We start from the raw sequence: 26251 nt of genomic DNA, 5'->3' as shown, positions 1-26251 counted from the left end.
GAAACCCGCCGCGCTGCGGCGGGTCCCGCTTTACTCATCGATACCGCATTCGCACGGCAGATGGCGGCCGATAAGCTTGCGATACAAAAACGCCCCGATAATCGCCCCCACCACCGGCGCCAGCAGCGGCACCAGAAAGTAAGGGATCGCCAGCCCACCGGTAAAGGCGATCGAGCCCCACCCGGCCAGACTGGTAAACAGTTTTGGGCCGAAGTCGCGCGCCGGATTCAGCGCAAAGCCGGTTAGCGGCCCCATCGACGCGCCGATCACGGCGATCAGCAAGCCAATCAGCAACGGCGCCAGCGGCCCGCGCGGAATTCCGTTGCCGTCGTCGGTCAGGGCCATGATCATCGCCATCAGGATTGCCGTGATGGTGGTCTCCACGGCAAACGCCTGTATAAAAGTGATATGTGGATGCGGGTACGTGGAAAAGACCCCGGCCAGGTTAAGACTGGCGGCAGTGCCGCGCACGATATGCTGACTCTGTTCAAGATCGAGAAACAGCTGGCGATAGAGCCCATACACCAGCGCGGCGGCGCAGAAGGCCCCGGCCGTCTGGGCAACAATAAACGGCAGCACCTTGCGGCGTTCAAAACAGGCGAACAGCCACAGGGCAATAGTCACCGCCGGATTAAGGTGCGCGCCGGAGACACCGGCCGTCAGGTAGATGGCCATGGCGACGCCAAGGCCCCAGATAATACTGATCTCCCACTGACCAAAGCTGGCCCCGGCGACCCGCAGCGCAGCGACGCAGCCCGCGCCGAAGAAAATGAGCAATCCGGTGCCAAGAAACTCGGCCACGCACTGCCCGGTTAAGGTAGAAGTCTGGTTCATTATCGGCATCCTGAAATAGCACGTTAAAGAGAGAGGCTGGCGCGAGCGCCCGTTTAATTCGCCTGACCGGCCAGTAGCAGCCCGGTGGCGACCGCATTGCGCGGCCCTTCTGTTCCCCGAATATTGCCCTGCCCGGCGACCACGCCATAGTGCGACAAGGCTTCCGTGATAAGCTGCGGGATCTCAAAGTCCAGCGATGAGCCGCCCACCAGCACCACAAAGGCGATATCGCGAATGGAACCGCCGGGTGAGACCTGGCGCAGCGCGCGCAGGCAGTTGGTGACAAACACTTTCTCTTTCGCCTGCCGGCGTACGAGACGAATTTTTTCCAGCGGGCTGGCGTTATCGATCGGCACCAGTTCGCCCTCCTTGATGTACACCACTTTGGCGAACACCGCCGGGCTGAGGGCTTCCCGAAAGAACTCCACCGCGCCATTCTCGTGACGAATACTGAACAGGCTTTCCACTTTGGCCAGCGGGTATTTTTTTATCGCTTCCGCCAGCGAAAGATCCTCGAGGCCCAGCTCGGTTTTAATCAACAGGCTGACCATATTCCCCGCCCCGGCGAGATGGACCGCCGTTATCTGCCCCTCCGCGTTGACGATCGCCGCATCCGTCGAGCCGGCGCCGAGATCGAGGATCGCCAGCGGCGCCGCACAGCCGGGAGTGGTTAACGCCCCGGCGATGGCCATGTTGGCCTCCACGCCGCCCACCACCACCTCGGTCTGCAGTCGGGCGCTCAGTTCGCGGGCGATAACCTGCATTTGCAGACGATCCGCTTTCACCATCGCCGCCATCCCGACGGCATTTTCCATGGCGCACTCGCCGGCCATCCCGCCCTGCACCTTGCGCGGAATAAACGTATCCACCGCCAGCAGATCCTGGATGTATATCGCGCTCATCTCATGGCCGGTCAGGGACGCCATTACCTTGCGCACCCGCTCAAGCATGCCGCCGGCGTGAGTGCCCGGTTCGCCGCGGATGTCGCGTACCGGAGCGCAGGCGCTCATCGCCTGCATGATGGCTTCCGCGCCCTCGGCGACATCGGCCTCTCCGCGGCGCTTTTCGCCGCTAATGTAGAGGTTGCCCGCCGGGATCACCCGCGACTGCACGTCCCCCTGCGGGGTCTTGAGCACCACCGCTGAACGGTTGCCAATCAGGGCGCGGGCGATGGGGACGATGGCCTGGGTCTCTTCCGGGCTTAGCCCGAAGAAGGTGGCGATCCCGTAGGGATTCGACAGGATCCGCACCACCTGGCCCGGCGCGGCCACTTCCACCGCCGCCATCACCCCCTCGGGGACCTGCTCCAGCAGCGTCACTTCATCTACCACCGGCAGGGTTTTACGCAGGCGGTTGTTCACCAGCACGCCGTCGTCCTTTTTGAGGATCGCCGCCACCACGTTGATCCCCCGGTCGAGCGCCTCATTGAGCCACCAAACGGCGTCAAGGAAATCGACGGCGTCGTCAATCAGTACGATCCACCCCTCGGCATACTGCGCCGCCGGCAGCGTCGCCAGCCGCCCGAGGGCGATAGTCGTCCCCACGCCAACGCCCACCCCGCCCGGCGTCTGCGGGTTATGACCGATCATGGTCGATTCGGTGATAATGGTCTCGGTGATGGTCTCCATCGCCACATCGCCAATCACCGGCGCGGCTTCGTTAAGATAGATGCGAGAGACATCGCTCATCGACCACGGTGTTTTCGCCAGGGCCTGCTCCAGCGCGGCGAGGGTCCCGGCGATATTGTCCCGCGTCCCTTTCATGCCCGTCGTCGCGACGATCCCGCTGGCAACAAACGCCCTCGCCTGCGGGTCGTCGGACGCCAGCGCCACCTCGGTGGTGGCGTTGCCGATATCAATCCCGGCTATTAACGGCATGCTGACCTCCGCTTAGCTTCCTTTACGCAGCTTATGCCGCTGCTGATACACTTCCGCCGACTCCCGGACAAAGGCGGCATTCACTGTCGCATGCCAGGTGTGCTCCAGCTCGTCGGCGATCGCCAGCAGCTCCGCCTGCGAGGAGCGGAACGGGCGCAGCGCGTTATAGATAGCCAGAATGCGCTCGTCAGGAATGGCGATAAGCTCCGCCGCGCGGCGGAAATTGCGCGCCACCGCATGGCGCTGCATCTGCTCGGCAATCTGCGCTTGGTACTCAAGGGTCTGGCGGGAGATCCGCACATCCTGCGGGCCCACCTCGCCAGAGAGCACCTTCTCGAGGGTAATATCGGTCAATGGTTTGCCGGTAGGCGTCAGGATATGCTCCGGGCAGCGGGTGGCTAACGGATAATCCTGCACGCGCATGGTTTTCTCGCTCATGGTCACTCCCTTACTAAGTCGACGTGCAGGGTGACGGGCTCGGCGTCCTGCACCACATGCTTGGTCTCTTTGATATGAAATAGCGCGGCTTTGGCCATAAATTTCGGCCGCACCATCTGATCGTTCACCACCGGCACCGGCGAAGGTGACTCTTTGCGCGCATAGCGCGCGGCGTTTTTGCCAATCTGCCGGTAGGTCTCCAGCGTCAGCAGCGGCGCCTGGGAGAACAGCTCCAGGTTGCTGAGCGGCAGCAGATCGCGCTGATGGATGACCGTGGTCCCCTTCGACTGGATACCGATGCCGATCCCCGAGCCGCTCAGGTTGGCAGCATCCCAGGCCATAAAGGAGACGTCGGACGTGCGCAGAATGCGCACCACCCGGGCGTGAAGCCCCTCTTCTTCCACCCCGGCAATCAGCTCTTTGAGGATCGCGCCATGGGGCATATCGATCAGAGTGTGATGCTGGTGTTTATCGAAGGCAGGGCCGACGCCGATCACCACTTCATCGGCGCGTTCATCGGCAGAAGCTACCCCGCCCTCGCGGGTTTTCAGGGTAAAAGAGGGCTGAATTTGAGTTGTCTGTTGCACAGGAATACCGCCTTATTCAATGGTGTCAGGCTGAACCACGCCCGGAATATTTTTGATCTCCGCCCAGCGTTCGGCAGAGATGCGATAGCCGGTGCCCGGCCCCTGATAGTCATTGATGTCGTTGACCGCGCTCACCACCTCGAACTGCCGATCGAGAATGGCCGAGGTCTGCAGGTAATCGCCGGTGACCCGCTGGCGCAGCATATTGAGAATATTGCTGGCGATATCCTCAAAGCCGCTGCGGCTCAGCGCGCCGACAATATCGAGGCCGGTGATGTTGCGCTTCATCATCTCTTCCACCGCACTCAGATCCTCCACCACGTTACGCGGCGGCATCTCGTTGCTGCCGTGCGCGTAGGTGGCGGCCTCCACCTCCTCGTCGGCGATTGGCGGCAGCCCCAGCTCGCGGAAAACCGCCTGGATCGCCCGCGCCGCTTTCTGGCGAATGGCAATGGTTTCCGCCTCGGTCACCGGACGCAGGCCGCCGTCAACCATCAGGTCACGCTGCAGGATGTTGTAATCATCAAAATCTTCCGCATCGAAGTTCGAGCCGGCGAACATGTTGTCGTAGTTCGGCACCGCGCTGTAGCCGGAGAAAATAAAGTCGGTGCCCGGCAGCATCTGCATCAGGGTGCGCGCGGTGCGGCGAATATCCGAGTGGGAGAAAGTCTGGTCGTTGGCGGACGCCACTTCGAGGTCGAGCATAGAGGCGATCAGGTTTTCCGCCAGCACCGCCCGAATGCCCGACGGCACAGCGCCGGTCATGCCGATACAGCTCACCGCGCCGTTTTGCAGTCCCTGAACCCCGGCGCCTTTAGTAATGAAGATGCAGCGCGATTCGAGGTAGAGCATCGACTTGCTCTCCGAATAGCCCATCAGCGCTTCGGATCCGGTGCCGGAGGTGTAGCGCATTTTCAACCCGCGGGAGGCGTAGGCCGAGGCGAGGAACGCCTTTGACCACGGAGTATCATCGCCGTCGGTAAATACCGCTTCCGTGCCGTAGACCGACACCGTCTCGGCGTAGCTGGTTAAGCCACGCATACCCAGCTCCAGCTCGGTGGCCTCTTCCACCGAGCACTGCGTCAACACGCCGGGGCGGCCGCACTGCGAACCGACCAACAGCGCCAGGGCGTTAAACGGCGCATAGCGCGCGATACCGACCGTGGTCTCCTGTTCTGAGAAGCCGCGGATCCCAGCCTCGGCGGCGTCAGCAGCAATCTGCACCGGATTATCTTTGAGATTGGTGACGTGGCACTGGTTGGAGGGGGTCCGGCGGGCACGCATCTTCTGCAGCGCCATCATCATCTCCACCACGTTCATCTGCGCCATCACCTCGACCGCTTTGGCCGGCGTGATGGCGGTAGTGATGGCAATGATCTCCTCCCGACTGACGTGAATATCCACCAGCATGCGGGCTATTTCCACCGCCTCCAGGCGCATTGCCTGCTCTGTGCGCTCAACGTTGATCGCGTAATCGGCGATAAACCGGTCGATCATGTCAAACTGGTCCCGGCGTTTGCCGTCCAGTTCGACGATCAGACCGTTGTCCACTTTTACTGAAGAGACCGGGTCAAAGGGGCTGTCCATGGCGATCAGCCCCTCTTCAGGCCACTCGCCAATCAGCCCGTCCTGATTGACGGGGCGCTGGGCCAGTACTGCAAATCGTTTTGATCTTTTCATTGTTCATCGGCTCAAAAGGTGAAATCCGCAGACGGTAGCGAATACGCCGGGCCAGCGTCGTTGCCGCCCGGCCATTACCGGCAATAGCGGAACTTTAAATGAGCCAGTGGTGAAAAAAATAAATTTAATTTCGTTTCAATTTGGCACACGAAATCTACCGACAGTTTCACTATGAAACTTTACTCCGGCGGCAAAAATAAAAAATGTGATCGCCCGCAATGATATCAATCAATTAATAAAAAACGCCCTTAATTACGTTTTGCCGACGCTATTTTAATCCTATTGACTAAATCATGGCGGGCGACAAAATAACGCTGACAAAAATAAAGCAAGCCAACCGAATGGTAATAGTTTTTTACTATCGCCCCCTACTGACTATTCGCGCCAGCGTTATCCTGGTGCGGGAGAGAATGATGAACAAGAGCCAACAAGTTCAGACAATCACCCTGGCCGCCGCCCAGCAAATGGCGGCGGCGGTGCAAAAAAAAGCCACTGAGATCAAGGTGGCGGTGGTGTTTTCCGTGGTTGACCACGGAGGCAACACGCTGCTTATTCAGCGGATGGACGAGGCCTTCGTCTCCAGCTGCGATATTTCCCTGAATAAAGCCTGGAGCGCCTGCAGCCTGAAGCAAGGTACCCATGAAATTACGCCAGCGGTCCAGCCAGGACAATCTCTGTACGGTCTGCAGCTAACCAACCAACAGCGAATTATTATTTTTGGCGGCGGCCTGCCAGTTATTTTTAATGAGCAGGTAATTGGCGCCGTCGGCGTTAGCGGCGGTACGGTCGAGCAGGATCAATTATTAGCACAGTGCGCCCTGGATTGTTTTTCCGCATTATAACCTGAAGCGAGAAGGTATATTATGAGCTATCGTATGTTCGATTATCTGGTGCCAAACGTTAACTTTTTTGGCCCCAACGCCATTTCCGTAGTCGGCGAACGCTGCCAGCTGCTGGGGGGGAAAAAAGCCCTGCTGGTCACCGACAAAGGCCTGCGGGCAATTAAAGATGGCGCGGTGGACAAAACCCTGCATTATCTGCGGGAGGCCGGGATCGAGGTGGCGATCTTTGACGGCGTCGAGCCGAACCCGAAAGACACCAACGTGCGCGACGGCCTCGCTGTGTTTCGCCGCGAACAGTGCGACATCATCGTCACCGTGGGCGGCGGCAGCCCGCACGATTGCGGCAAAGGCATCGGCATCGCCGCCACCCATGAGGGCGATCTGTACCAGTATGCCGGAATCGAGACCCTGACCAACCCGCTGCCGCCTATCGTCGCGGTCAATACCACCGCCGGCACCGCCAGCGAGGTCACCCGCCACTGCGTCCTGACCAACACCGAAACCAAAGTGAAGTTTGTGATCGTCAGCTGGCGCAACCTGCCGTCGGTCTCTATCAACGATCCACTGCTGATGATCGGTAAACCGGCCGCCCTGACCGCGGCGACCGGGATGGATGCCCTGACCCACGCCGTAGAGGCCTATATCTCCAAAGACGCTAACCCGGTGACGGACGCCGCCGCCATGCAGGCGATCCGCCTCATCGCCCGCAACCTGCGCCAGGCCGTGGCCCTCGGCAGCAATCTGCAGGCGCGGGAAAACATGGCCTATGCCTCTCTGCTGGCCGGGATGGCTTTCAATAACGCCAACCTCGGCTACGTGCACGCCATGGCGCACCAGCTGGGCGGCCTGTACGACATGCCGCACGGCGTGGCCAACGCTGTCCTGCTGCCGCATGTGGCGCGCTACAACCTGATCGCCAACCCGGAGAAATTCGCCGATATTGCTGAACTGATGGGCGAAAATATCACCGGACTGTCCACTCTCGACGCGGCGGAAAAAGCCATCGCCGCTATCACGCGTCTGTCGATGGATATCGGTATTCCGCAGCATCTGCGCGATCTGGGAGTAAAAGAGGCCGACTTCCCCTACATGGCGGAGATGGCTCTGAAAGACGGCAATGCGTTCTCGAACCCGCGTAAAGGCAACGAGCAGGAGATTGCCGCGATTTTCCGCCAGGCATTCTGAGTGATAACGAGGGGACCGTCATGTCGCTTTCACCGCCAGGCGTACGCCTGTTTTACGATCCGCGCGGGCACCATGCCGGCGCCATCAATGAGCTGTGCTGGGGGCTGGAGGAGCAGGGGGTCCCCTGCCAGACCATAACCTATGACGGAGGCGGTGACGCCGCTGCGCTGGGCGCCCTGGCGGCCAGAAGCTCGCCCCTGCGGGTGGGTATCGGGCTCAGCGCGTCCGGCGAGATAGCCCTCACTCATGCCCAGCTGCCGGCGGACGCGCCGCTGGCTACCGGACACGTCACCGATAGCGACGATCATCTGCGTACGCTCGGCGCCAACGCCGGGCAGCTGGTTAAAGTCCTGCCGTTAAGTGAGAGAAACTGAATGTATCGTATCTATACCCGCACCGGGGATAAAGGCACCACCGCCCTGTACGGCGGCAGCCGCATCGAGAAAGACCATATTCGCGTCGAGGCCTACGGCACCGTCGATGAACTGATATCCCAGCTGGGCGTCTGCTACGCCACGACCCGCGACGCCGGGCTGCGGGAAAGCCTGCACCATATTCAGCAGACGCTGTTCGTGCTGGGGGCTGAACTGGCCAGCGATGCGCGGGGCCTGACCCGCCTGAGCCAGACGATCGGCGAAGAGGAGATCACCGCCCTGGAGCGGCTTATCGACCGCAATATGGCCGAGAGCGGCCCGTTAAAACAGTTCGTGATCCCGGGGAGGAATCTCGCCTCTGCCCAGCTGCACGTGGCGCGCACCCAGTCCCGTCGGCTCGAACGCCTGCTGACGGCCATGGACCGCGCGCATCCGCTGCGCGACGCGCTCAAACGCTACAGCAATCGCCTGTCGGATGCCCTGTTCTCCATGGCGCGAATCGAAGAGACTAGGCCTGATGCTTGCGCTTGAACTGGCTGGCGTCAATATCGTACTGCTTCATTTTGCGCCACAGGGTGGTGCGGCCGATATTGAGCAGCTGCGACATCTCCTGCACCCGCCCGCTGGTCACCCGGGCGGCGTGAATAATAGCTTCCTTTTCGATGGCGCTAAAGGTCAGGCTGGCCGGCAGCAGCGATGACGCGCTATCCCCGCCCGGCCGCTCGGAAAAGAGATATTCCGGCAGATTACTCAGGCGAATGTGGCCGTTGTCGCTGCTGATGGCGATATTCTCAATGACGCTATTGAGCTCAAAATCATTCCCCGGCCACGAGTAGGCCACCAGCTGCGCCAGCGCGTCATCGTCCACTTTCAGTCGCGAAGAGAAACGCTTCTCCAGGCTCTTCAACCGGTTATGCACCAGCGACGGAATACTGTTGCGTCGGGCGCGCAGCGGCGGGATGACGATCTCAAAGGAGTGCAGCGCATAGTACAGCTGGCGGCTAAAGCGGTTCTGTTCCACCAGATTGGCCAGATCGACGGTGGTGGTGGCAATCACCTTCACATCCACCGGGATCAGGCGCCGGGCGTCGAGGCGGGTGAGCACGCCCTGCTTAATTACCTGCAGCAGGGCCGACTGCAGCTCCGGCGCCAGATACTCGATCTTTTCCAGAAACAGGGTGCCGCCGTTGGCTAGCTCAAGGCGGCTCAGGCGGCCATTTTCATCGTCGGTAGGGGCGCTGCCCATAAAATCCTGGCCCAGCACGCTGTCGGCATATAGCTGGCAGTTGACGGCGATATAGGGGCCGCCCGCCCGTTCGCTTTCATTGTGGATAGCCTGGCTCAGCAGCTCTTTCCCAACCCCCTCTTCGCCGCACAGCAGCACCGGGAAGCCACCGCGCGCCGCCTGGCGGCCAAAGTGGATCAGGCGTCGGGTTTCCGGATCGTCGGCAGACATCTGCTCAAAGGTGTGACTCACTTTACCGAGCTGGCTGGTCATCAGCTGCCGCATCTGCTCCACCGGGTGCAGCAGCAGAATAAAACTGTTGCCTTGCGCCTCGACAATCGGTTTTAAGGTGATCACCGCATCGACAAACTGATGCTGACTTTCAAAGGTGACTTCGACGTGATTCAGGCCGCGGGCGTGTTTGATGGCGCGGCGCAGCAGCGCCGGGAGGGTCACCAGATCGGCGATATTTTTCCCCTGGCTGGCCTGAGCATCAAGATGCAACAGTCTCGCCGCCTGAACATTGAGAAACTGCAGCACGCCCTGTTCGTTCCACGCCATCACCCCATCGTCCATGCTCTCCAGCAGGCCGTACATCTGATTAAGGTGACGGTTGGATTCCGCCAGCAGGCTGTCGGTAAGCAGGGAGTTACCCACCTCGCGGGCGATGGCCAGCGTCAGGGAGAGGTCGGCGCTGGACTGGTGCTCGACCAGACAGCAAAGCGAGATAGAGCCGAACAGCCGCCCGTGGTTATCAAAAACCGGCGTCGAGCAAAAACTCCATGGCTGTAGCGCCTGCTTAAAATGCCGATCGCCGGCGGTGTTGATCGGCTGGCCCTGCATCGCGGCCAGCGACAGCGCGCAGGTGCCGATAATGCTCTCCGCGCAGTAGCTGCCGTCGCGAAATCCCAGGGCAGCCAGCTGGGCCAGGGTTTGCGGCTCGCCGCAACGGCTCAGGATGCAGGCGGACTCATCAAGAATAAACAGCGCGCAGGGGCGGCCGTCCATAAACTCCCAGGCGTCTTCCAGCGCCGCCTGGCCGATGGTGAGCAGCGCGGTTTTACGCCGACAGATGGAGTCGAAGGTCAGGCCCTGGGCCTGGTGCGGCGTTTGCCAGGTTTCGCGCTGCATAAACTTGCTGCAGCGGTGCCATGACTGGGCGATGACGGAAGAGACCGCCTTCCCGGTATCCTGAGTCTGAACAGTCATATCCTTTTCCGCGTTGTACCATAGAGAACCCCTCCGGCAGCGACTGCCGGAGGGGAGAAAGAAAAACCGCCAACTTGCGCCAGCGGTTTAGCCACCGCGAATTAACGCGCCAGCCACTGCTGGCCTAACAGATCGGCGGTGAGGATAGCGGCATGGACGCTCTCCGGGGTCACCGCAAACGGCATATTGTGGATGGTTTCCCCTTCCGCGCAGGTAGCTTTCGCCACCGCGGCGATTTTCTCGTCGATCCCCTCTTTGACGCCCATCTGCGCGAGCGTCACCGGCAGGCCGACGCGCTGGCAGAAGCCCAGCACCGTTTCAATCTCGTCCATCGGGCTGTTCTGCAGCACAAGCTGCGCCAGGGTACCGAAGGCCACTTTCTCACCGTGATACAGGTGATGGCACTCTTCAAGAATGGTGAAACCGTTGTGGATTGCATGGGCGGCGGCCAGGCCACTGCTTTCAAAGCCAATGCCGCTGAGGTAAGTGTTCGCCTCGATGATGCGCTCCAGCGCTTCGGTCACTACCCCGGCCTGCGCCGCCAGACGGGCCTTTTCGCCCTCCGCCAGCAGCGTATCATAGCACAGGCGGGCGAGGCTCAGCGCCGCCTCGGTGGACTGTCCTCCGGCCATGCTGGTGGCGCGCGCATCGTAGCAAGCTTTGGCCTCGAACCAGGTGGAGAGCGCATCGCCCATGCCGGAGACCAGCAGGCGTACCGGCGCTTTGGCGATAATCGCCGTGTCCATCACCACCATATCCGGGTTTTTCGGATAGATCAGATACTCTTCAAACTCGCCCGCTTCGGTGTAGATCACCGACAGCGCGCTGGTCGGCGCATCGGTCGAGGCGATGGTCGGGATCACCACCACCGGCAGCTTCTGGTAGTAACCGATCGCCTTCGCGGTATCGAGGGTTTTACCACCGCCGATCCCGACCACGCCGCGGCAGCCCTGTTTTTGCAAAATCGCCATCAGACGGTTGATTTCCGCATGGCTGCATTCGCCATTAAACCGTTCCGCATGGCAGCGAATATCGTGGCTCTGCAGGCCATTCACCACTTTCTCTCCCGCCAGCTTCATTACGAAATCGTCGGCGATGACGAAGAAGCTCTCCGCCAGGTTTTTGGCATATTGACCGAACAGAACAGCAGCATCAGGACCCTGAAGATATTTGGCTGGAGATTGAATAACTTTTAGCATTCCTTTCACCCTCAAATAAGTGCGCATGTAGACATGATGAGCCCTGGCGTTATCCGCGCCGGCCAGTGAAGCGCGGCCTGAACGGAGCGTACCGGAGCAGTGCGATCACTGTAGGGCCGGCAGGGAACAAAAAAATCTTTCGCCTTTTTGTTCTGATATGAAACACAGGTTAATTTTTTACGTTCCATATTGGAACAAAAAAACCTAGTCTCTGTCAGGATTGCGATCCCGATCCGCTCCTTTGCCGCATAATGCCCTTGCAATCCTCCGTGTTTGACCGCCTTTTCTCCCGCAGTCGGCAGAAAATCAGCAAAAAATTTTTTCCCACCCGCTTCGCCGGCTATCCTGACCGCCGCTTATGGCAGAAGAAAAAAAGCGCGCCAGCTCGCATTTTCACCATATCCTCAGCAAAAACGTTCCATAAAGAAACAAAATCAGGAAGCAATGTTTCGTAATGAAACCCGATCGTCGGGGCATTCTTTTTTTCGTCCGCTCAGCCAGAATCATCATATCGCCAGGCACGCTCCACCGTCAGACGATACCCCTACGCGATGACCGCCTCCGCCAGCAGAGAGGCGGCATCGAACCTTCTCCAACGGAGCACTGAATAATGAAAAAGCTGATTAACCGTGTTGAAGATGTACTGAATGAACAATTACAGGGGCTGGCTAAAGCCCATCCGCAGCTGACCCTGCATCAGGACCCGCTGTATGTGACCCGCACCGACGCGCCGGTGGCTGGCAAGGTGGCCCTGCTCTCCGGCGGCGGCAGCGGACATGAACCGATGCACTGCGGCTATATCGGCCAGGGCATGCTCTCCGGCGCCTGTCCGGGGGAAATCTTCACCTCGCCGACGCCGGACAAAATGTTTGAATGCGCGATGCAAATTGACGGCGGCGAAGGCGTCTTGCTAATTATCAAAAACTATACCGGCGACATCCTGAATTTTGAGACCGCCACCGAGCTGCTGCATGAGAGCGGCATTAAAGTCACCACCGTGGTGGTCGACGACGACGTGGCGGTGAAAGACAGCCTCTATACCGCCGGTCGTCGCGGCGTTGCCAACACCGTACTGATCGAAAAACTGGTCGGCGCCGCCGCCGAGCGCGGCGACTCGCTGGAAGCCTGCGCTGAACTGGGCCGCCGCCTGAACAATCTCGGCCACTCGATTGGTATCGCCCTCGGCGCCTGCACCGTACCGGCTGCCGGGCAGCCATCCTTTACGCTGAAAGATGACGAGATGGAGTTCGGCGTCGGCATTCACGGCGAGCCGGGCATCGACCGCCGCCGCTTCAGCTCGCTGGACCAAACCGTCGATGAGATGTTCGATACCCTGCTGGAAAACGGCGCTTACAGCCGCACGCTGCGCCAGTGGGATACCGTCAAGGGCACGTGGCAGGAAGTGCAGCAGAGCAAAACCGCGCTGCAAAACGGCGACCGGGTTATCGCGCTGGTTAATAACCTCGGCGCCACTCCGCTTTCCGAACTGTATGGCGTGTATAACCGCCTCGCCCAGCGCTGCGAAGCGTCCGGCATCATCATCGAACGCAACCTCATCGGCAGCTACTGTACTTCGCTGGATATGGCGGGCTTCTCCATCACTCTGCTGAAAGTGGATGACGAGACGCTGACGCTATGGGACGCCCCGGTTCACACCCCGGCGCTGAACTGGGGAAACTAAGGAGCACGACATGTCACTGAACAGAACGCAAATCGTCGACTGGCTGTACCGCTGCGGCGATATTTTCACCAAAGAGAGCGATTTTCTCACCGGCCTCGATAAAGAGATTGGCGACGCCGACCACGGTCTCAATATGCACCGCGGTTTCAGTAAAGTGGTCGAAAAGCTGCCGTCGATTGCCGATAAAGATATTGGCTTTATCCTCAAAAACACCGGCATGACGCTGCTCTCCAACGTCGGCGGCGCCAGCGGCCCGCTGTTCGGCACCTTCTTCATTCGCGCCGCGCAGGTGACCCAGGCCCACCAGAGCCTGACGCTCGACGAGCTGTACCTGATGATCCGCGAAGGTGCGGACGGTGTCGTCAACCGCGGCAAAGCGGAGCCAGGGGATAAAACCATGTGCGACGTCTGGCTGCCGGTGGTGGACTCCCTGCGCCAGTCCAGCGAGCAGCACCTGTCGATCGCCGCCGCGCTGGATACCGCCTGCGAAGTGGCCGAGCGTGCGGCCCACGCCACCATCACTATGCAGGCGCGTAAAGGCCGCGCCAGCTATCTCGGCGAGCGCAGCATCGGACATCAGGATCCCGGCGCGACCTCGGTGCTGTTTATGGTTCAGATGCTGGCCGCCGCCGCCAAAGAGTAAGGAAATTGCGATGGTAAACCTGGTTATTGTTTCTCATAGCGCCCGGCTGGGCGAAGGTGTCGGAGAACTGGCCCGGCAGATGTTAATCAACGATGGCTGCAAACTGGCGATCGCCGCCGGGATCGACGATCCCGACAGCCCGATCGGCACCGATCCGCTTAAAGTCATGGAGGCGATCGAATCCGTGGCCGATACCGATCACGTGCTGGTGATGATGGATATCGGCAGCGCGTTGCTCAGCGCCGAAACCGCCCTCGATCTGCTCGATCCGGCGATTGCCGCGAAGGTGCGACTGTGCGCCGCGCCGCTGGTGGAAGGGACGCTGGCGGCCACCGTCAGCGCTGCCTCCGGCGCCGGGATCGACAAGGTGATCGCCGACGCCATGAGCGCCCTGGAGGCCAAGCGGGTTCAGCTGGGTTTACCTTCGCCAACTTCTGACGCCGCGCCGGCGCCGATGCTTGCCGACGACGGCGACACAAAATCGGTGTCAGTCATTATTAACAATCATAACGGCCTGCACGTGCGTCCGGCGTCGAAGCTGGTCGCCGCGCTGGCGGGCTTTAACGCCGATCTGCTGCTGGAGAAAAACGGGAAGTGCGTCAAACCGGACAGCCTCAACCAAATCGCGCTATTGCAGGTCCGCCGCAACGATAAGCTGCGCCTGCTGGCCCGCGGTCCGGATGCCGACGCGGCGCTGGAGGCGTTTCAGGCGCTGGCCGCCGATAACTTCGGTGAATCGCCTGCGGCGCAACCGGCAGCGGCTCCGGCAACGCCCGAGCGCGTCGAAGGCGCTGCCCTGCGCTATCCGCTGGCCCTGATCCAGCCGCTCCGCCCGGCTGCCGCCGATGCCGCCCGCGAGCAGCAGCGCCTGCGCCAGGCCATTGACCAGACGCTGGCGGATCTTATCGCCCTGACCGAGCTGGCGGAAAATAAATTTAACGCCGATATCGCGGCGATCTTCGCCGGGCACCACACCCTGCTCGACGATGACGATCTGTTTGATGCCGCCAACGATCGTCTGCTCACCGAACAATGCACGGCGGAATGGGCATGGCATCAGGTGTTGATGGAGCTCAGCCAGCAGTATCGCCAGCTGGATGACCCCTACCTGCAGGCGCGCTATATCGATATCGAAGATATTTTGCAGCGCACCCTGCGCCATCTGCAGGGCGTTCAGGAGAGAGTGCCGACGCCCGGCGAGCCAACAATTATTATTGCCGACAACATTTATCCCTCAACCGTCTTACAGCTGGATGCCAGCTTCGTTAAAGGCCTGTGCCTGCGCGATGGCAGCGAACAGGCTCACGGCGCGATTATCGCCCGCGCGGCGGGGATCGCCTGGCTGAGCCAGCAGGGCGAGGCGCTGAACAGCGTGCAGCCCGGCGAGACTATCGTGCTCGATATGCGCCACCAGCGCCTTATCCGTGACTAAAATTCACGTTGACCGTTACCGCTCCGGGGGCCTGCCTCCGGAGGGTGAGTTTTCGCTTACTCTTCAGGAACCACTATGTCTCAATTCTTTTTTAACCAGCGCGCCAGCCTCGTCAACGATGTGATTGAGGGTACCATTATCGCCAGCCCGTGGAATAACCTCGCCCGTCTGGAGAGCGACCCGGCGATCCGGGTGGTGGTCCGTCGCGATCTGAATAAAAACAACGTGGCGGTGATCTCCGGCGGCGGCGCCGGCCATGAACCGGCGCACGTCGGCTTTATTGGTAAAGGCATGCTGACCGCCGCGGTCTGCGGCGATCTGTTCGCCTCGCCGAGCGTCGACGCGGTGCTCACCACCATTCAGGCAGTGACCGGCGAGGCGGGCTGCCTGCTGATCGTCAAAAACTACACCGGCGATCGGCTTAACTTCGGTCTGGCGGCGGAGAAAGCGCGCCGACTCGGCTACAACGTGGAGATGCTGATCGTCGGCGACGATATTTCGCTGCCGGATAACAAACAGCCGCGCGGCATCGCCGGGACCATTCTGGTGCATAAAGTGGCTGGCTATTTCGCCGAGCGCGGCTTCAACCTCGCCACCGTCCTGCGTGAAGCGCAATACGCCGCCAGCCATACCGCCAGCATCGGGGTGGCGCTGGCCAGCTGCCACCTGCCGCAGGAAGCCGACAGCGCGCCGCGCCATCAGGCCGGTCACGCCGAGCTGGGAATGGGCATCCACGGAGAGCCGGGCGCCTCGACGATCGCCACGCAAAACAGTGCGGAAATCGTTAACCTGATGGTGGAAAAACTGACCGCCGCCCTACCGGAAACCGGCCGCCTGGCGGTGATGCTCAATAACCTCGGCGGCGTGTCGGTGGCTGAGATGGCGATTCTGACCCGCGAGCTGGCCAACACCCCGCTGCAGGCGCGCATTGACTGGTTAATAGGCCCGGCCTCGCTGGTGACGGCGCTGGATATGAAAGGCTTCTCGCTGACCGCCATCGTGCTGGAGGAGAGTATTGAGAAAGCGCTGCTTTCGGATGTGGAAACCGCCAGCTGGCAGAAGCCGGTGCAGCCGCGGACTATCAACGTCGTGCCGTCCACCCTCGACAGCGCCCGGGTGGATTTTACGCCCTCGGCCAACCCACAGGTGGGCGATTACGTGGCGCAGGTGACCGGCGCCCTCATCGATCTTGAAGAACATCTCAACGCGCTGGATGCCAAAGTAGGCGACGGCGATACCGGCTCCACCTTCGCCGCCGGGGCGCGCGAGATTGCCGAGCGGCTCGAGCGTCAGCAGCTGCCGCTGAACGATCTGCCAACGCTCTTCGCGCTGATCGGCGAACGCCTGACGGTGGTGATGGGCGGCTCCAGCGGGGTATTGATGTCTATCTTCTTCACCGCTGCCGGGCAGAAGCTGGGGCAAGGCGCCAGCGTGGCCGAGGCGCTGAACGCCGGTCTGGAACAGATGAAGTTTTACGGCGGCGCCGATGAGGGAGACAGGACGATGATCGACGCTCTGCAGCCGGCCCTGGCGGCGCTGCTGGCCGAACCGGAGAATCTGCAGGCCGCTTTCGCCGCGGCGCAGGCCGGGGCGGATCGCACCTGCCAGTCAAGCAAAGCCGGCGCCGGACGCGCGTCCTATCTCAACAGCGATAGCCTGCTCGGCAACATGGACCCCGGCGCCCACGCGGTGGCGATGGTGTTTAAGGCGCTGGCGGAACGCTAAGCCTTCCCCGGTGGCGCTACGCTTACCGGGGCGACGTAACACCGCCGAATAGCAGGTCGGGTAAGGCGTAAGCCGCCACCCGACAAAAAACGGCACCGCCGGTAGCCCGGATAAGGCGCGACGCGCCGCTATCCGGGTTTTACCACGATGGCTTTTTACTTGCTGTGCCAGTACGCCTGGGAACGCACCAGCTGCTGATCGATGCTCTCGTCTTCAAAGCGCGCCAGCAGCGATTTCACCACCGCGCCTTCGCCGGTCAGCCAGATAAAATAATCCTCCGCCGGTACCTTCACCTGCGCCAGACGCTCGGCGACGAAGGCCGGATTGTGGCCCACCACCCACTCGATGTTAAAGCCGTCGAGATCCGCCAGATAATCTTTATACGACGCATCGGCGATAGTAACGATGGCCGCCACCTGCGGCCTCGCCGGCAGCTGGCGTAATCCCAGCAGACGACGGCGCAGCGCCGGCATGCCGGACTCATCGCAAACATACAGCTGCCAGGCATAATCTTCCGGCACCACCAGCGAGCCACGCGGGCCGCCGATCACCAGCTTATCGCCCACTTTTGCTTCCAGCGCCCAACGGCTGGCGATACCGCCATCGTGGATATAGAAATCGTAAGCCAGCTCGTGACGTTCGGCATCGTACAGCGGCGTATAGTCGCGGGTGGCAGGCCGCACGCCTTCCCCCCAGTCAATCCCCTCCTCGGTCACCTGCGGCGGGGTAAATGCCGCGCCCGGCTCGGGGAAAAAAAGCTTGGTATGGTCGTCAAAGCCGTGAGAGGCGAAGCCTTCCAGCGCCTCGCCTCCCAGCACGATACGCTGGAACGCCGCGCCTGCGCGCTCCACGCGCAGCACCGTCAGCTCACGGAAACGCAGCTCATTGCGGACACGCTGCGGGTACTTGTCTGCTTTGGTTTTTGTCATCATCGATTGCCTTCGTGAACGGTAAATAGATATATCTAAAATTGATGCAAATGATAATGATTGCCAACTAAAAAGAATGCAAGTCTTTTTTTGATATAGTCAAAACAAACCGCATCAAAATCCACATCCAGAAAACAATCACATATATATCAATATCTTAAAAAATAAATAGCAACCAGCATTGCGAACATTCATTTTTTAGATATAAATTAGATATATCAAAAACAGCAGGAGGTAACCATGCGACATCATCATGAAGAAGGGCGTGGGCCACGCGGGCGCCACGGTGATCCCAGCGAACACGGCGACCATGGCCGCCGCGGCGGCGGACGTCGCCAGCGTTTCTTTGGCCACGGCGAACTGCGGCTGATCATTCTGGATATCCTCAGCCGCAGCGCCAGCCATGGCTATGAGCTGATCAAAGAGATCGAAACGCTTACCCAGGGGAACTACAGCCCCAGCCCGGGGGTGATCTATCCGACGCTGGATCTGCTCCAGGACCAGGGCCTTATCAGCGTGGAATACGACAACGGACGCAAGAAAATCCTTATCAGCGAGGAAGGAAAACAGCTGCACGCCGAAAACCAGGAGCACCTGGCCCATATCCAGGAGCGCCTGCAGGCGCGGATGGTCGGCTGCGAGCTGCGCCGCGATCCGCAGATGAAGCGCGCGCTGGAAAACTTCAAAGCGGTCCTCGACCTGAAAGTGAACCAGCAGGCCAGCAGTGCCGCCCAGCTCAAGCAGATCATCGGCATTATTGACCGGGCGGCGATGGAGATCTCTCAGCTCGACTAAGCCTCTTTTTTCACCACCGGCTGCCCCGCTCTGGGGCAGCCCGCACCACGGCGGATCGCCCCGTCTATTGCCGCCAGGCAGAAAATCTCGTTAGCTCAGGAATAAAACGTGCCAATAGTGGCGCAATGAGATTAAATTTTACACAATTCGTCTTTTGCTTTGCATTTATCCCGATTTTCACCGCTTCTGCCGAACTGGCGTAATCCCTGCAATACTTAATCCAGTATCGTGTGATACGTCCGCCCCAGGAGCACATTTTGAACAGGTTACCTTCCAGCGCATCGGCTCTGGCCTGCAGCGCACACGCACTGAATCTCATTGAAAAGCGCACGCTTGATCATGAGGAAATGAAAGCACTTAACCAGGAGGTCAGGGAATACTTTAAAGAGCATGTGAATCCGGGGTTTTTAGAGTATCGAAAATCGGTCACAGCCGGCGGGGATTACGGAGCCGTAGAGTGGCAAGCGGGAGGGTTAAATACGCTTGTCGACACCCAGGGACAGGAGTTTATCGACTGCCTTGGTGGGTTTGGCATCTTCAATGTAGGGCACCGTAATCCAGTTGTGGTATCCGCCGTCGAGAATCAACTCGCGAAACAACCGCTTCACAGTCAGGAGCTGCTGGACCCGCTACGCGCGATGCTGGCGAAAACCCTGGCAGCCTTAACGCCCGGGAAACTAAAGTACAGTTTCTTCTGCAACAGCGGTACCGAATCGGTAGAGGCGGCCATCAAGCTGGCGAAAGCCTATCAGTCGCCGCGCGGTAAATTTACTTTCATCGCCACCAGCGGCGCCTTCCACGGTAAATCGCTGGGCGCGCTGTCGGCCACCGCCAAGTCGACCTTCCGCAAGCCGTTTATGCCGCTGCTGCCGGGCTTCCGCCACGTGCCGTTCGGCGATATCAACGCCATGCGCACCATGCTGAGCGAGTGCAAGAAAACCGGCGACGACGTCGCGGCGGTGATCCTCGAGCCGATTCAGGGCGAAGGGGGCGTGATCCTCCCGCCAACGGGGTATTTGCCGGCGGTGCGTCAACTGTGCGACGAGTTTGGCGCATTGCTGATCCTCGACGAAGTGCAGACCGGCATGGGCCGCACCGGCAAGATGTTCGCCTGTGAGCATGAGAACGTCCAGCCGGACATTCTGTGTCTGGCGAAAGCGCTCGGCGGCGGTGTGATGCCGATCGGCGCGACGGTGGCGACGGAAGAGGTCTTCTCGGTGCTCTTCGATAACCCGTTCCTGCACACCACCACCTTCGGCGGCAACCCGTTGGCCTGTGCGGCGGCGCTGGCGACGATCAACGTGCTGCTGACGCAAAACCTGCCGGCGCAGGCGGCGCAGAAAGGCGATATGCTGCTGGACGGTTTCCGCCTGCTGGCGCAGGAGTATCCGGACCTGGTGAATGAAGTGCGCGGGAAAGGCATGCTGATGGCTATCGAGTTTGTTGATAACGAGATTGGCTACGACTTTGCCAGCGAGATGTTCAGACAGCGGGTGCTGGTCGCCGGGACGTTAAACAACGCCAAGACGATCCGCATTGAACCGCCGCTGACCCTCACCCTTGAGCAGTGCGAACAGGTGCTGAAGGCGGCGCGCAAGGCGCTGGCGGCCCTGCGCGTTTCGGTCGAAGAAGCGTAATAAAGTGTCCTTCACCCTCTCCCTCTGAGAGGGGGAAGGATAACCCTCACACCTGCGGTAACAGGCCGATAAAGCTGCGCTTCTGCCGCGGCTGCGACATCATCTCCTCCAGCTTTTCGACGCAGGCTAAATAGTGCGGCGTCTTCTTATGCGCCAGCACCGCCTCATCGTCTTTATAGGCTTCGTAGATAAAAAAGCGGGTTTTCACCTCGGGATCCTGCAGGACATCAAAGCGCAGGTTGCCTGGCTCCCGCAGCGCGCCCTCGTGGTTGGCGCGAAACACCTCGAGAAACTCATCCACCCGCTCGGGTTTAATATTGATCTCCACCAGCGTGACGTTCATTTCAGCTCTCCCTGTTTTTCTTCCTGCCAGAACTGATACGCTTCGCGCGCGTTCAGATTCTCATGCACCACCTTTTTCACCGCCTTCAGCATCGCGCGCGGGGCGCTGGACTGGAAGATATTGCGCCCCACATCCACCCCGGAAGCCCCCTGGTCGATCGCCCGCCAGCACATCTCCAGCGCCTCATGCTCCGGCAGTTTTTTACCGCCGGCGATAACGATCGGCACCGGACAGCTGGCGGTCACTTTTTCAAAGCCTTCCTCAACGAAATAGGTCTTCACAAACTGCGCCCCCATTTCGGCGGCAATCCGGCTGGCCAGCGAGAAGTAGCGCGCATCGCGGGTCATCTCTTTGCCGACGCCGGTAACCGCCAGGACCGGCATACCGTAGCGATTGCCGGCGTCCACCAGTTTGATGATGTTATTGATCGACTGATGTTCGTATTCGCTGCCGATATAGACCTGCGCCGCCACCGCGCATACGTTGAGCCGCAGCGCGTCTTCCATCGCCACCGCCACGCATTCGTTAGAGAGTTCGCTCAAAATCGAATTGCCGCCGGAGGCGCGGAGCACCACCGGCTTATTGGTGGCCGCCGGTACCTGGCTGCGCAGTACGCCGCGGGTACACATCAGCACGTCGGTGTCGGCAAACAGCGGCGCAATCGACAGGTCGATACGCTCCAGCCCGGTGGTTGGCCCCTGGAAGTAACCGTGATCGAAGGCCAGCATCACCGTGCGGTTGCTGTGCGGATTAAAAATGCGCGCCAGCCGCGACTGCATGCCCCAGTCCAGCGAGCCGCAGCCTTTCAGGGTATACAGCGTATTCTGCTGCGGGCGGTCAATACCGAAGTCCTTCCCCTCTTTGATATCGTCTAAATCTGCCATCTCATCCTCCGTCAGAAGTCGTAGTTGTTGATGTTCTCTTTGCTGAACACCACGCGCTCCGGCAGCAGCACGATACCGTTGCCCTTCGCCTCATACTGGTAGCCCTGCACGCTGTTCGGTTCGACCTTCAGCGAGCCGATATCTTTCACCTCAACGCTGTCGCCCACGTTAAGATCGCCCTTTTTCAGCAATCGATCGGCGACGTTAACCGCAATTTTGCCCTGCTGAACCACATCCCACAGGCCAAAGGCTTTCACCGTGCCGCGCTCAACGTACGGACGCATCACGTTCGGCGTACTAAAGCCGACAATCGCCACGCCCTGACGCTTGAGGTTCTCCGCCGCCTGCGCCGCCGCCGGCAGCGCATTGGCATCCGGCGCGATAATGGCGTCGAGATCCGGATAGGCTTTTAAGATCCCCTCGGCGGTTTGTAGCGATTTGGTGGCATCGTTATAGCCGAACTGAGTGGTGACGATTTGCCACTGCGGATGCTCTTTTTCGATTTTGGCTTTGGCTTCCTTCACCCATTGGTTCTGGTCGGTCACCGTCGGGCTGGAGTAGAAAAACGCTACCTTGGCAGTAGGCTTCGTCACCTGCTTTTCCGCCATCTCGACCAGCAGGCCGCCAAGCTGCTGCGGCGTGCCCTGATTGATATAGATGCTGCGGCACTCCGGCCTGGTATCGGAATCCCAGGTCAGGACTTTCACCCCGCGCTGCATCGCCCGCTTCAACGCCGGACACAGGCCGTCCGGCGAGACAGCGGAAACGATAATCGCGTTGTAGCCCTGGTTGACGAAGTTGTTGATAAGCTGCACCTGGCCGGAGACGCTGGGCTCGGTTGGGCCGTCATAGGTGACATCCACGCCCAGCGCTTTCCCCGCCTCTTTCGCGCCGTTGCCGCCGCTGGTAAAGAAGCCGACGCCGACCAGCTTAGGAATAAAGGCGATGCGGTCCGCCGCCTGCGCGATGACTACGCTCATCGCCAGCGCCAGCACGATCAGTTTTAATTTCATTTTATGCTCCGATTGTTTTATGCGAGAAAAGACGCCGCCAGGTCGCGCGCACCCATTCACGGTGCAGGCTCAGCGAACGCCCCATCACCACCACAACCAACAGCGCCCCTGACAGCGCGCTCGACACCTGGTTGGGGATGCCGACCATCTGTAAACCCTGTTGCAGATACCCCACCAGCAATGCCGCCAGCGCGGTACCCAGTATCGATCCCGAGCCGCCGTAAATATTGGCCCCGCCGAGCACCGCCGCGGTCAGCGCCGGCATCAGCAGGTCGCGGCCTAAATCCGAACGTGCCGAGCCGAAATAGGAGACCATCACCAGCGCCGCGACCGCCGAGGCGACGCCCACCAGGCCATACAGCACGTACGGGATGCCGTTCACCGACAGCGCGGCATAGCGCGCGGCGCGCGGGTTTTGCCCGAGTAAAAAGAGGTGGCGGCCAAAGCGCCCGCGATGGGTCAGCAGCCAGAAGAAAAAGGTGATAATCGCGAACAGCACCAGCGGCAGCGGCAGTCCGGCGAGGGTTAAATTGGCGAAGGCGGTGAAGCTATCGGGAAAACCGCCAATCCCCTCGTAACCGGTCGCGCCGGCCATCCCGGAAAGCAGCAGCGCGCCGCCGCCGTACAGATACAGCGTACCAAGCGTGATCACCAGCGGGCTGATGCCGGTGTAGTGGATCAGCGCGGCGTTGAATAACCCGCACAGCAGTCCCAAGAGCAACGTCAGCGATACCGCGAGCCACAGCGGCCAGCCCGCCTGGGTCATCACCCCGAGGGCGATGGCGCACAGGCCGATGGTCGAGCCCAGCGAAATATCGATCCCGCCGCTGATGATCACCAGCGTCAGCGGCAGCGCGACGATGCCGATGCAGATAAAGTCGCTGGTGCTAAAGAGCAGCATATTGAGATCCAGCATGCGCGTATTCAGCGCGCCGAACAGCAGGATCTCCACGATCAGCAACGCCAGCAGCGCGCTTTCCCAGTTAAGCTTCAGCTTCATTTAAGCCACCTCTTTGCTTTTGCGTTCGGGAAAGCGGGCAACCTGTTTCCCCCCTTTGTTACCGGGCTGGAAACGGCTGTACTGTAGCGCCCGCTGATGGCGGGCCAGCGCCTGGCGCAGGCGGCCATCGAGCACCAGCACGCCGAGCAGCACCAGACCGGCGATAAAGTCATTCCACCAGGCGGGAAGGCGGAACAGCACCAGTACGGTGTCGATTTGGGTAAGGAAAAAGGCGCCGAGAAACGCGCCGAGCTGCGTACCGGTACCGCCAAGCAGCGAGATCCCGCCCAGTACGCAGGCGGCGATGGCTTTCATCTCCAGGCCGCTGCCGGTCTGATTAGGCACAAAGCCAATCTGCGCGGCGAAGACGATCCCGGCGCAGGCCGCCAGCATACCGTTGAGGGTAAAGGCCAGCATCCGCGTGCGGTTGACCGCCACGCCCAGCTGGCGCGCGGCGGCGAGGTTATCGCCAACGGCGTAAAAATCACGACCAAAGGCGGTGCGCGACAGCAGCCAGCCGCCCGCCAGCAGCAGCGCCAGCACCAGCCAGCCCAGCGGCGACACGCCGATAAACGCAGGCTCCGAGAGCGATTTCAGGCTGTCGGGCAAGCCTTCGATCCATTTCCCGCCGGTCCACAGCAACATCACCCCGCGATACAACCCCAGCGTGCCGAGCGTCGCGACGATCGCCGGAATGCGCAGCCCCACCACCAGCAGGCCGTTAAACGCCCCGGCCAGCGCGCCAATAGCCAGCGCGAAGGCGATGGCCGTCGCCAACCCGTAGCCGTTGTTCAGCGCCACGCCGACGGCGATGGCGCATAGCCCAACGGTGGAGCCTACCGACACGTCAATATTGCGGGTCAGCATCACCAGGGTCGCGCCCAATGCCAGCAGGCAGAGGATTTGCGAGCTGGCGAAAATCATCGCCAGGGTCTGCAGGCTGAAATAGGCCGGATTGAGCGCCACCAGCACAACAAAGAGCGCCACGATGGCAAAGAAGGCGCTCAGTTCGCGATTCTTGAGTAACGTTTTCATGCCTGCCCTCCAAAGGCCAGGGTCATCATGCGATCGACGGTGACCGCCTGCCGCGCCAGCTCGCCGCTGTAGCGGCCCTGATGCATCACCAGCACCCGGTCGGCCAGGCCGATGAACTCATCCAGATCGGAGGAGATCATCAGCACTGCCACATTTTGCGCGGCGACGCTTTTCAGCAGCTGATAGATATCGGCGCGGGCGGAGACATCCACGCCGCGCGTCGGCTCATCGACAATTAGCAGCAGCGGGTTGGCCTCCAGACAGCGCGCCAGCAGCACCTTCTGCTGGTTACCGCCAGAGAGAGTGCGCACCGGCTGATCGCCATCGGCCAGCTTGATCCCCAGCGCCCGGTGATAGCGCTCAACCACCGCCGCCTCCCGTTTCCCCTGCTGCCACCACGACGGCTGATTGAACATCACCGTGTTCCAGCGCACCGGCGCATCAAGAAACAGCCCCGAGACCTGGCGGTCTTCCGGCAGATAGACCAGCCCGCTGGCCAGCCGGGCTCGGGTGCTGTCATTACTAATCTCGCGATTCTCCAGCCAGATCCGCCCGGCGCGTGGTGGACGCAGGCCGTATAAGGTTTCAGCAAATTCGGTGCGCCCGGATCCCACCAGCCCGGCGAGGCCGACGATCTCCCCGGCGCGGATCTCCAGATTGAGATCGATAAAGCCTTCTCCGGTAAGATCCTCCACCCGCAGCACGGGAAAATCCTGCGCCTGGGTGCGGCGGTTGCCCGGCAGCGCCAGCCACAGCTTTTGCGTGTCGCTCAGCGTATGGTCGCGGCTGGCCGGCGTCATAGCGCTAATCAGTTGCTCATCGCGGTAAGTTGCGGTCTCGCCGCTCAGCACTACCGCCCCGTCGCGCATCACCGAAATATGGCTGGCAAGCTGGCGGATTTCGGGCAGTTTGTGCGAGATAAACACGATCCCCACGTCCAGCGCCTGTAACGCGCGGATCTGGCTAAACAACCTCTCCGTTACCCCCGGGGTTAAAGAGGCGGTGGGTTCATCAAGGATCAGGATCCGCGCTTCGCGCATCAGGCCGCGCAGGATCTCGACCATCTGTTGATCGGCTACCTCGAGCGTGCTGGCGCTGGCATCGAGGTTGATCTGGCAGTTCAGCTGCTGCAGTTTTTCCTGCAGTCGCGCGGTGGTATCCGCCCGCTTCGGCAAACGAAAGAGAATGTTCTCGCGCACGCTGAGGTTGGGAAACAGCATCGGCTCCTGCGGCACCAGATAGATGCCCAGCTGGTGGGCCAGCGCCGGGCTGAGGAGCGCAACCGCGCGGTCGCCGATCGTCAGTTCACCGCTATCCGGGGTTTCGACGCCGGCGATGATCTTCATCAGCGTCGATTTACCCGCGCCATTGCCTCCCATCAGGGCATGCACCTGGCCCGCGCATAGCGTAAAGTCGATGCCCTTCAGCACGGCAACGCCGGAGAACTGTTTGCGGATCTGGCGAGCTTCAAGCAGTGGCTTCATCGTCGCGCCTCGTTTGAACAAATGATTTTTAAATTTAATAATGTTCAAAAGCGTAGACGGTGAACTATATTTACAACCGTGCGAAGATCACAGTTTGGCGCTTTAGATCCTCAGGAAAAAATGGGCCAGCGATGAAAGATCCGTTTTGCCAGTCGGCTCACACTTTCCGGCCGCGCAATAGCGAACATATGATCTAAATT

At 60.5% G+C, this 26251-nt stretch carries 25 protein-coding genes; 11 read left to right on the top strand and 14 right to left on the bottom strand.

Translation table 11 applies throughout. The features are described from left to right. Positions 1-30 precede the first annotated feature (30 nt). Genes DR88_RS09970 through DR88_RS09990 form a run of 5 tightly spaced genes read right to left on the bottom strand, consistent with a single transcriptional unit; the run spans position 31 to position 5416 of the window. Positions 31-834 (bottom strand): MIP/aquaporin family protein, encoded by an 804-nt coding sequence (locus DR88_RS09970; protein WP_002917658.1) that lies wholly within the window; start codon positions 832-834, stop codon positions 31-33. A 53-nt stretch (positions 835-887) separates the two neighbouring features. After that, positions 888-2711: a diol dehydratase reactivase subunit alpha gene (locus DR88_RS09975; protein WP_002917661.1), complete on the bottom strand. Its 1824-nt coding sequence runs from the start codon at positions 2709-2711 to the stop codon at positions 888-890. Positions 2712-2723: 12 nt separating this feature from the next. Continuing rightward, the gene (locus tag DR88_RS09980) at positions 2724-3149 is read right to left on the bottom strand and encodes a glycerol dehydratase small subunit DhaB3 (RefSeq protein ID WP_002917670.1); all 426 of its coding nucleotides are present in this window, start codon (positions 3147-3149) and stop codon (positions 2724-2726) included. A gap of 2 nt (positions 3150-3151) precedes the next feature. Further along, a complete protein-coding gene (locus tag DR88_RS09985; protein ID WP_002917672.1) occupies positions 3152-3736 on the bottom strand; it encodes a propanediol/glycerol family dehydratase medium subunit in 585 nt (194 codons plus the stop codon). A 12-nt stretch (positions 3737-3748) separates the two neighbouring features. Next, positions 3749-5416 carry a propanediol/glycerol family dehydratase large subunit gene (locus DR88_RS09990; protein WP_002917676.1) on the bottom strand — a complete coding sequence of 556 codons (1668 nt, stop codon included), beginning with the start codon at positions 5414-5416 and terminating at the stop codon, positions 3749-3751. A gap of 413 nt (positions 5417-5829) precedes the next feature. Between DR88_RS09990 and DR88_RS09995 the strand changes: the two genes are divergently transcribed. From DR88_RS09995 to DR88_RS10010, 4 genes are read left to right on the top strand one after another with little or no spacing between them, the layout of a single operon-like run. Next, the gene (locus DR88_RS09995) at positions 5830-6258 is read left to right on the top strand and encodes a GlcG/HbpS family heme-binding protein (RefSeq protein WP_022631433.1); all 429 of its coding nucleotides are present in this window, start codon (positions 5830-5832) and stop codon (positions 6256-6258) included. Between the two features lie 21 nt (positions 6259-6279). Further along, entirely contained in the window at positions 6280-7443 is a 1164-nt protein-coding gene (gene dhaT, locus DR88_RS10000; RefSeq protein ID WP_004150927.1) for a 1,3-propanediol dehydrogenase, read from the top strand. A 20-nt stretch (positions 7444-7463) separates the two neighbouring features. After that, positions 7464-7817, top strand: a complete 354-nt coding sequence (locus DR88_RS10005) for a glycerol dehydratase reactivase beta/small subunit family protein (protein ID WP_002917678.1) — start codon at positions 7464-7466, stop codon at positions 7815-7817. Next, complete coding sequence (locus DR88_RS10010) at positions 7818-8348, top strand: cob(I)yrinic acid a,c-diamide adenosyltransferase (protein ID WP_002917679.1); 531 nt, start codon at positions 7818-7820, stop codon at positions 8346-8348. On the opposite strand, the gene dhaR is transcribed toward DR88_RS10010, so the two are convergent. Together dhaR and DR88_RS10020 are read right to left on the bottom strand one after the other, a co-directional pair. Then, positions 8326-10251, bottom strand: coding sequence for a dihydroxyacetone kinase operon transcriptional regulator DhaR (gene dhaR / locus DR88_RS10015; RefSeq protein ID WP_002917680.1), 1926 nt, complete (start codon positions 10249-10251; stop codon positions 8326-8328). The genes DR88_RS10010 and dhaR overlap by 23 nt on opposite strands. Before the next feature lie 101 nt (positions 10252-10352). Next, complete coding sequence (locus DR88_RS10020) at positions 10353-11450, bottom strand: glycerol dehydrogenase (RefSeq protein WP_002917681.1); 1098 nt, start codon at positions 11448-11450, stop codon at positions 10353-10355. 269 nt (positions 11451-11719) lie between these two features. Between DR88_RS10020 and DR88_RS0126235 the strand changes: the two genes are divergently transcribed. From DR88_RS0126235 to DR88_RS10040, 5 genes are all read left to right on the top strand, one after another. Further along, positions 11720-11905: a hypothetical protein gene (locus DR88_RS0126235; protein WP_020324489.1), complete on the top strand. Its 186-nt coding sequence runs from the start codon at positions 11720-11722 to the stop codon at positions 11903-11905. Positions 11906-12060: 155 nt separating this feature from the next. Continuing rightward, complete coding sequence (gene dhaK / locus DR88_RS10025; RefSeq protein ID WP_004149886.1) at positions 12061-13131, top strand: dihydroxyacetone kinase subunit DhaK; 1071 nt, start codon at positions 12061-12063, stop codon at positions 13129-13131. A 10-nt stretch (positions 13132-13141) separates the two neighbouring features. Beyond that, positions 13142-13774, top strand: coding sequence for a dihydroxyacetone kinase subunit DhaL (gene dhaL, locus DR88_RS10030; RefSeq protein WP_025861724.1), 633 nt, complete (start codon positions 13142-13144; stop codon positions 13772-13774). A 10-nt stretch (positions 13775-13784) separates the two neighbouring features. After that, positions 13785-15206, top strand: a complete 1422-nt coding sequence (dhaM, locus tag DR88_RS10035) for a dihydroxyacetone kinase phosphoryl donor subunit DhaM (RefSeq protein ID WP_023317298.1) — start codon at positions 13785-13787, stop codon at positions 15204-15206. Positions 15207-15281: 75 nt separating this feature from the next. Beyond that, positions 15282-16931, top strand: coding sequence for a glycerone kinase (locus tag DR88_RS10040; RefSeq protein ID WP_004149888.1), 1650 nt, complete (start codon positions 15282-15284; stop codon positions 16929-16931). Positions 16932-17086: 155 nt separating this feature from the next. Here the strand turns inward: DR88_RS10040 and DR88_RS10045 are convergent, their stop codons facing one another. Continuing rightward, positions 17087-17863, bottom strand: a complete 777-nt coding sequence (locus DR88_RS10045) for a siderophore-interacting protein (protein WP_025861554.1) — start codon at positions 17861-17863, stop codon at positions 17087-17089. Between the two features lie 237 nt (positions 17864-18100). Between DR88_RS10045 and DR88_RS10050 the strand changes: the two genes are divergently transcribed. After that, positions 18101-18655 (top strand): PadR family transcriptional regulator, encoded by a 555-nt coding sequence (locus DR88_RS10050; protein ID WP_032443941.1) that lies wholly within the window; start codon positions 18101-18103, stop codon positions 18653-18655. 257 nt (positions 18656-18912) lie between these two features. Further along, positions 18913-20292, top strand: a complete 1380-nt coding sequence (gene ygjG / locus DR88_RS10055) for a putrescine aminotransferase (protein ID WP_023316052.1) — start codon at positions 18913-18915, stop codon at positions 20290-20292. Between the two features lie 46 nt (positions 20293-20338). Here the strand turns inward: ygjG and lsrG are convergent, their stop codons facing one another. The 6 genes from lsrG to lsrA are packed head-to-tail and all read right to left on the bottom strand — an operon-like array spanning position 20339 to position 26051. Next, positions 20339-20635: a (4S)-4-hydroxy-5-phosphonooxypentane-2,3-dione isomerase gene (gene lsrG, locus DR88_RS10060; protein WP_004181386.1), complete on the bottom strand. Its 297-nt coding sequence runs from the start codon at positions 20633-20635 to the stop codon at positions 20339-20341. Next, positions 20632-21519: a 3-hydroxy-5-phosphonooxypentane-2,4-dione thiolase gene (lsrF, locus tag DR88_RS10065; protein ID WP_004149895.1), complete on the bottom strand. Its 888-nt coding sequence runs from the start codon at positions 21517-21519 to the stop codon at positions 20632-20634. Before lsrF ends, lsrG begins: the two co-directional genes overlap by 4 nt. Positions 21520-21530: 11 nt before the next feature. Then, positions 21531-22532, bottom strand: coding sequence for an autoinducer 2 ABC transporter substrate-binding protein LsrB (gene lsrB / locus DR88_RS10070; RefSeq protein WP_004149896.1), 1002 nt, complete (start codon positions 22530-22532; stop codon positions 21531-21533). A 1-nt stretch (position 22533) separates the two neighbouring features. Next, positions 22534-23532: an autoinducer 2 ABC transporter permease LsrD gene (gene lsrD, locus DR88_RS10075; RefSeq protein ID WP_004149897.1), complete on the bottom strand. Its 999-nt coding sequence runs from the start codon at positions 23530-23532 to the stop codon at positions 22534-22536. Next, positions 23533-24567 carry an autoinducer 2 ABC transporter permease LsrC gene (lsrC, locus tag DR88_RS10080; protein ID WP_004149898.1) on the bottom strand — a complete coding sequence of 345 codons (1035 nt, stop codon included), beginning with the start codon at positions 24565-24567 and terminating at the stop codon, positions 23533-23535. Beyond that, positions 24564-26051 carry an autoinducer 2 ABC transporter ATP-binding protein LsrA gene (gene lsrA, locus DR88_RS10085; protein ID WP_004149899.1) on the bottom strand — a complete coding sequence of 496 codons (1488 nt, stop codon included), beginning with the start codon at positions 26049-26051 and terminating at the stop codon, positions 24564-24566. The genes lsrC and lsrA overlap by 4 nt, the downstream gene beginning before the upstream one ends. Positions 26052-26251 lie beyond the last annotated feature (200 nt).

The sequence above is a fragment of the Klebsiella pneumoniae genome (genome assembly GCF_000742135.1).
GTDB classification, from domain to species: Bacteria; Pseudomonadota; Gammaproteobacteria; order Enterobacterales; family Enterobacteriaceae; genus Klebsiella; species Klebsiella pneumoniae.
This window is presented reverse-complemented; position numbering and strand designations above follow the sequence as displayed.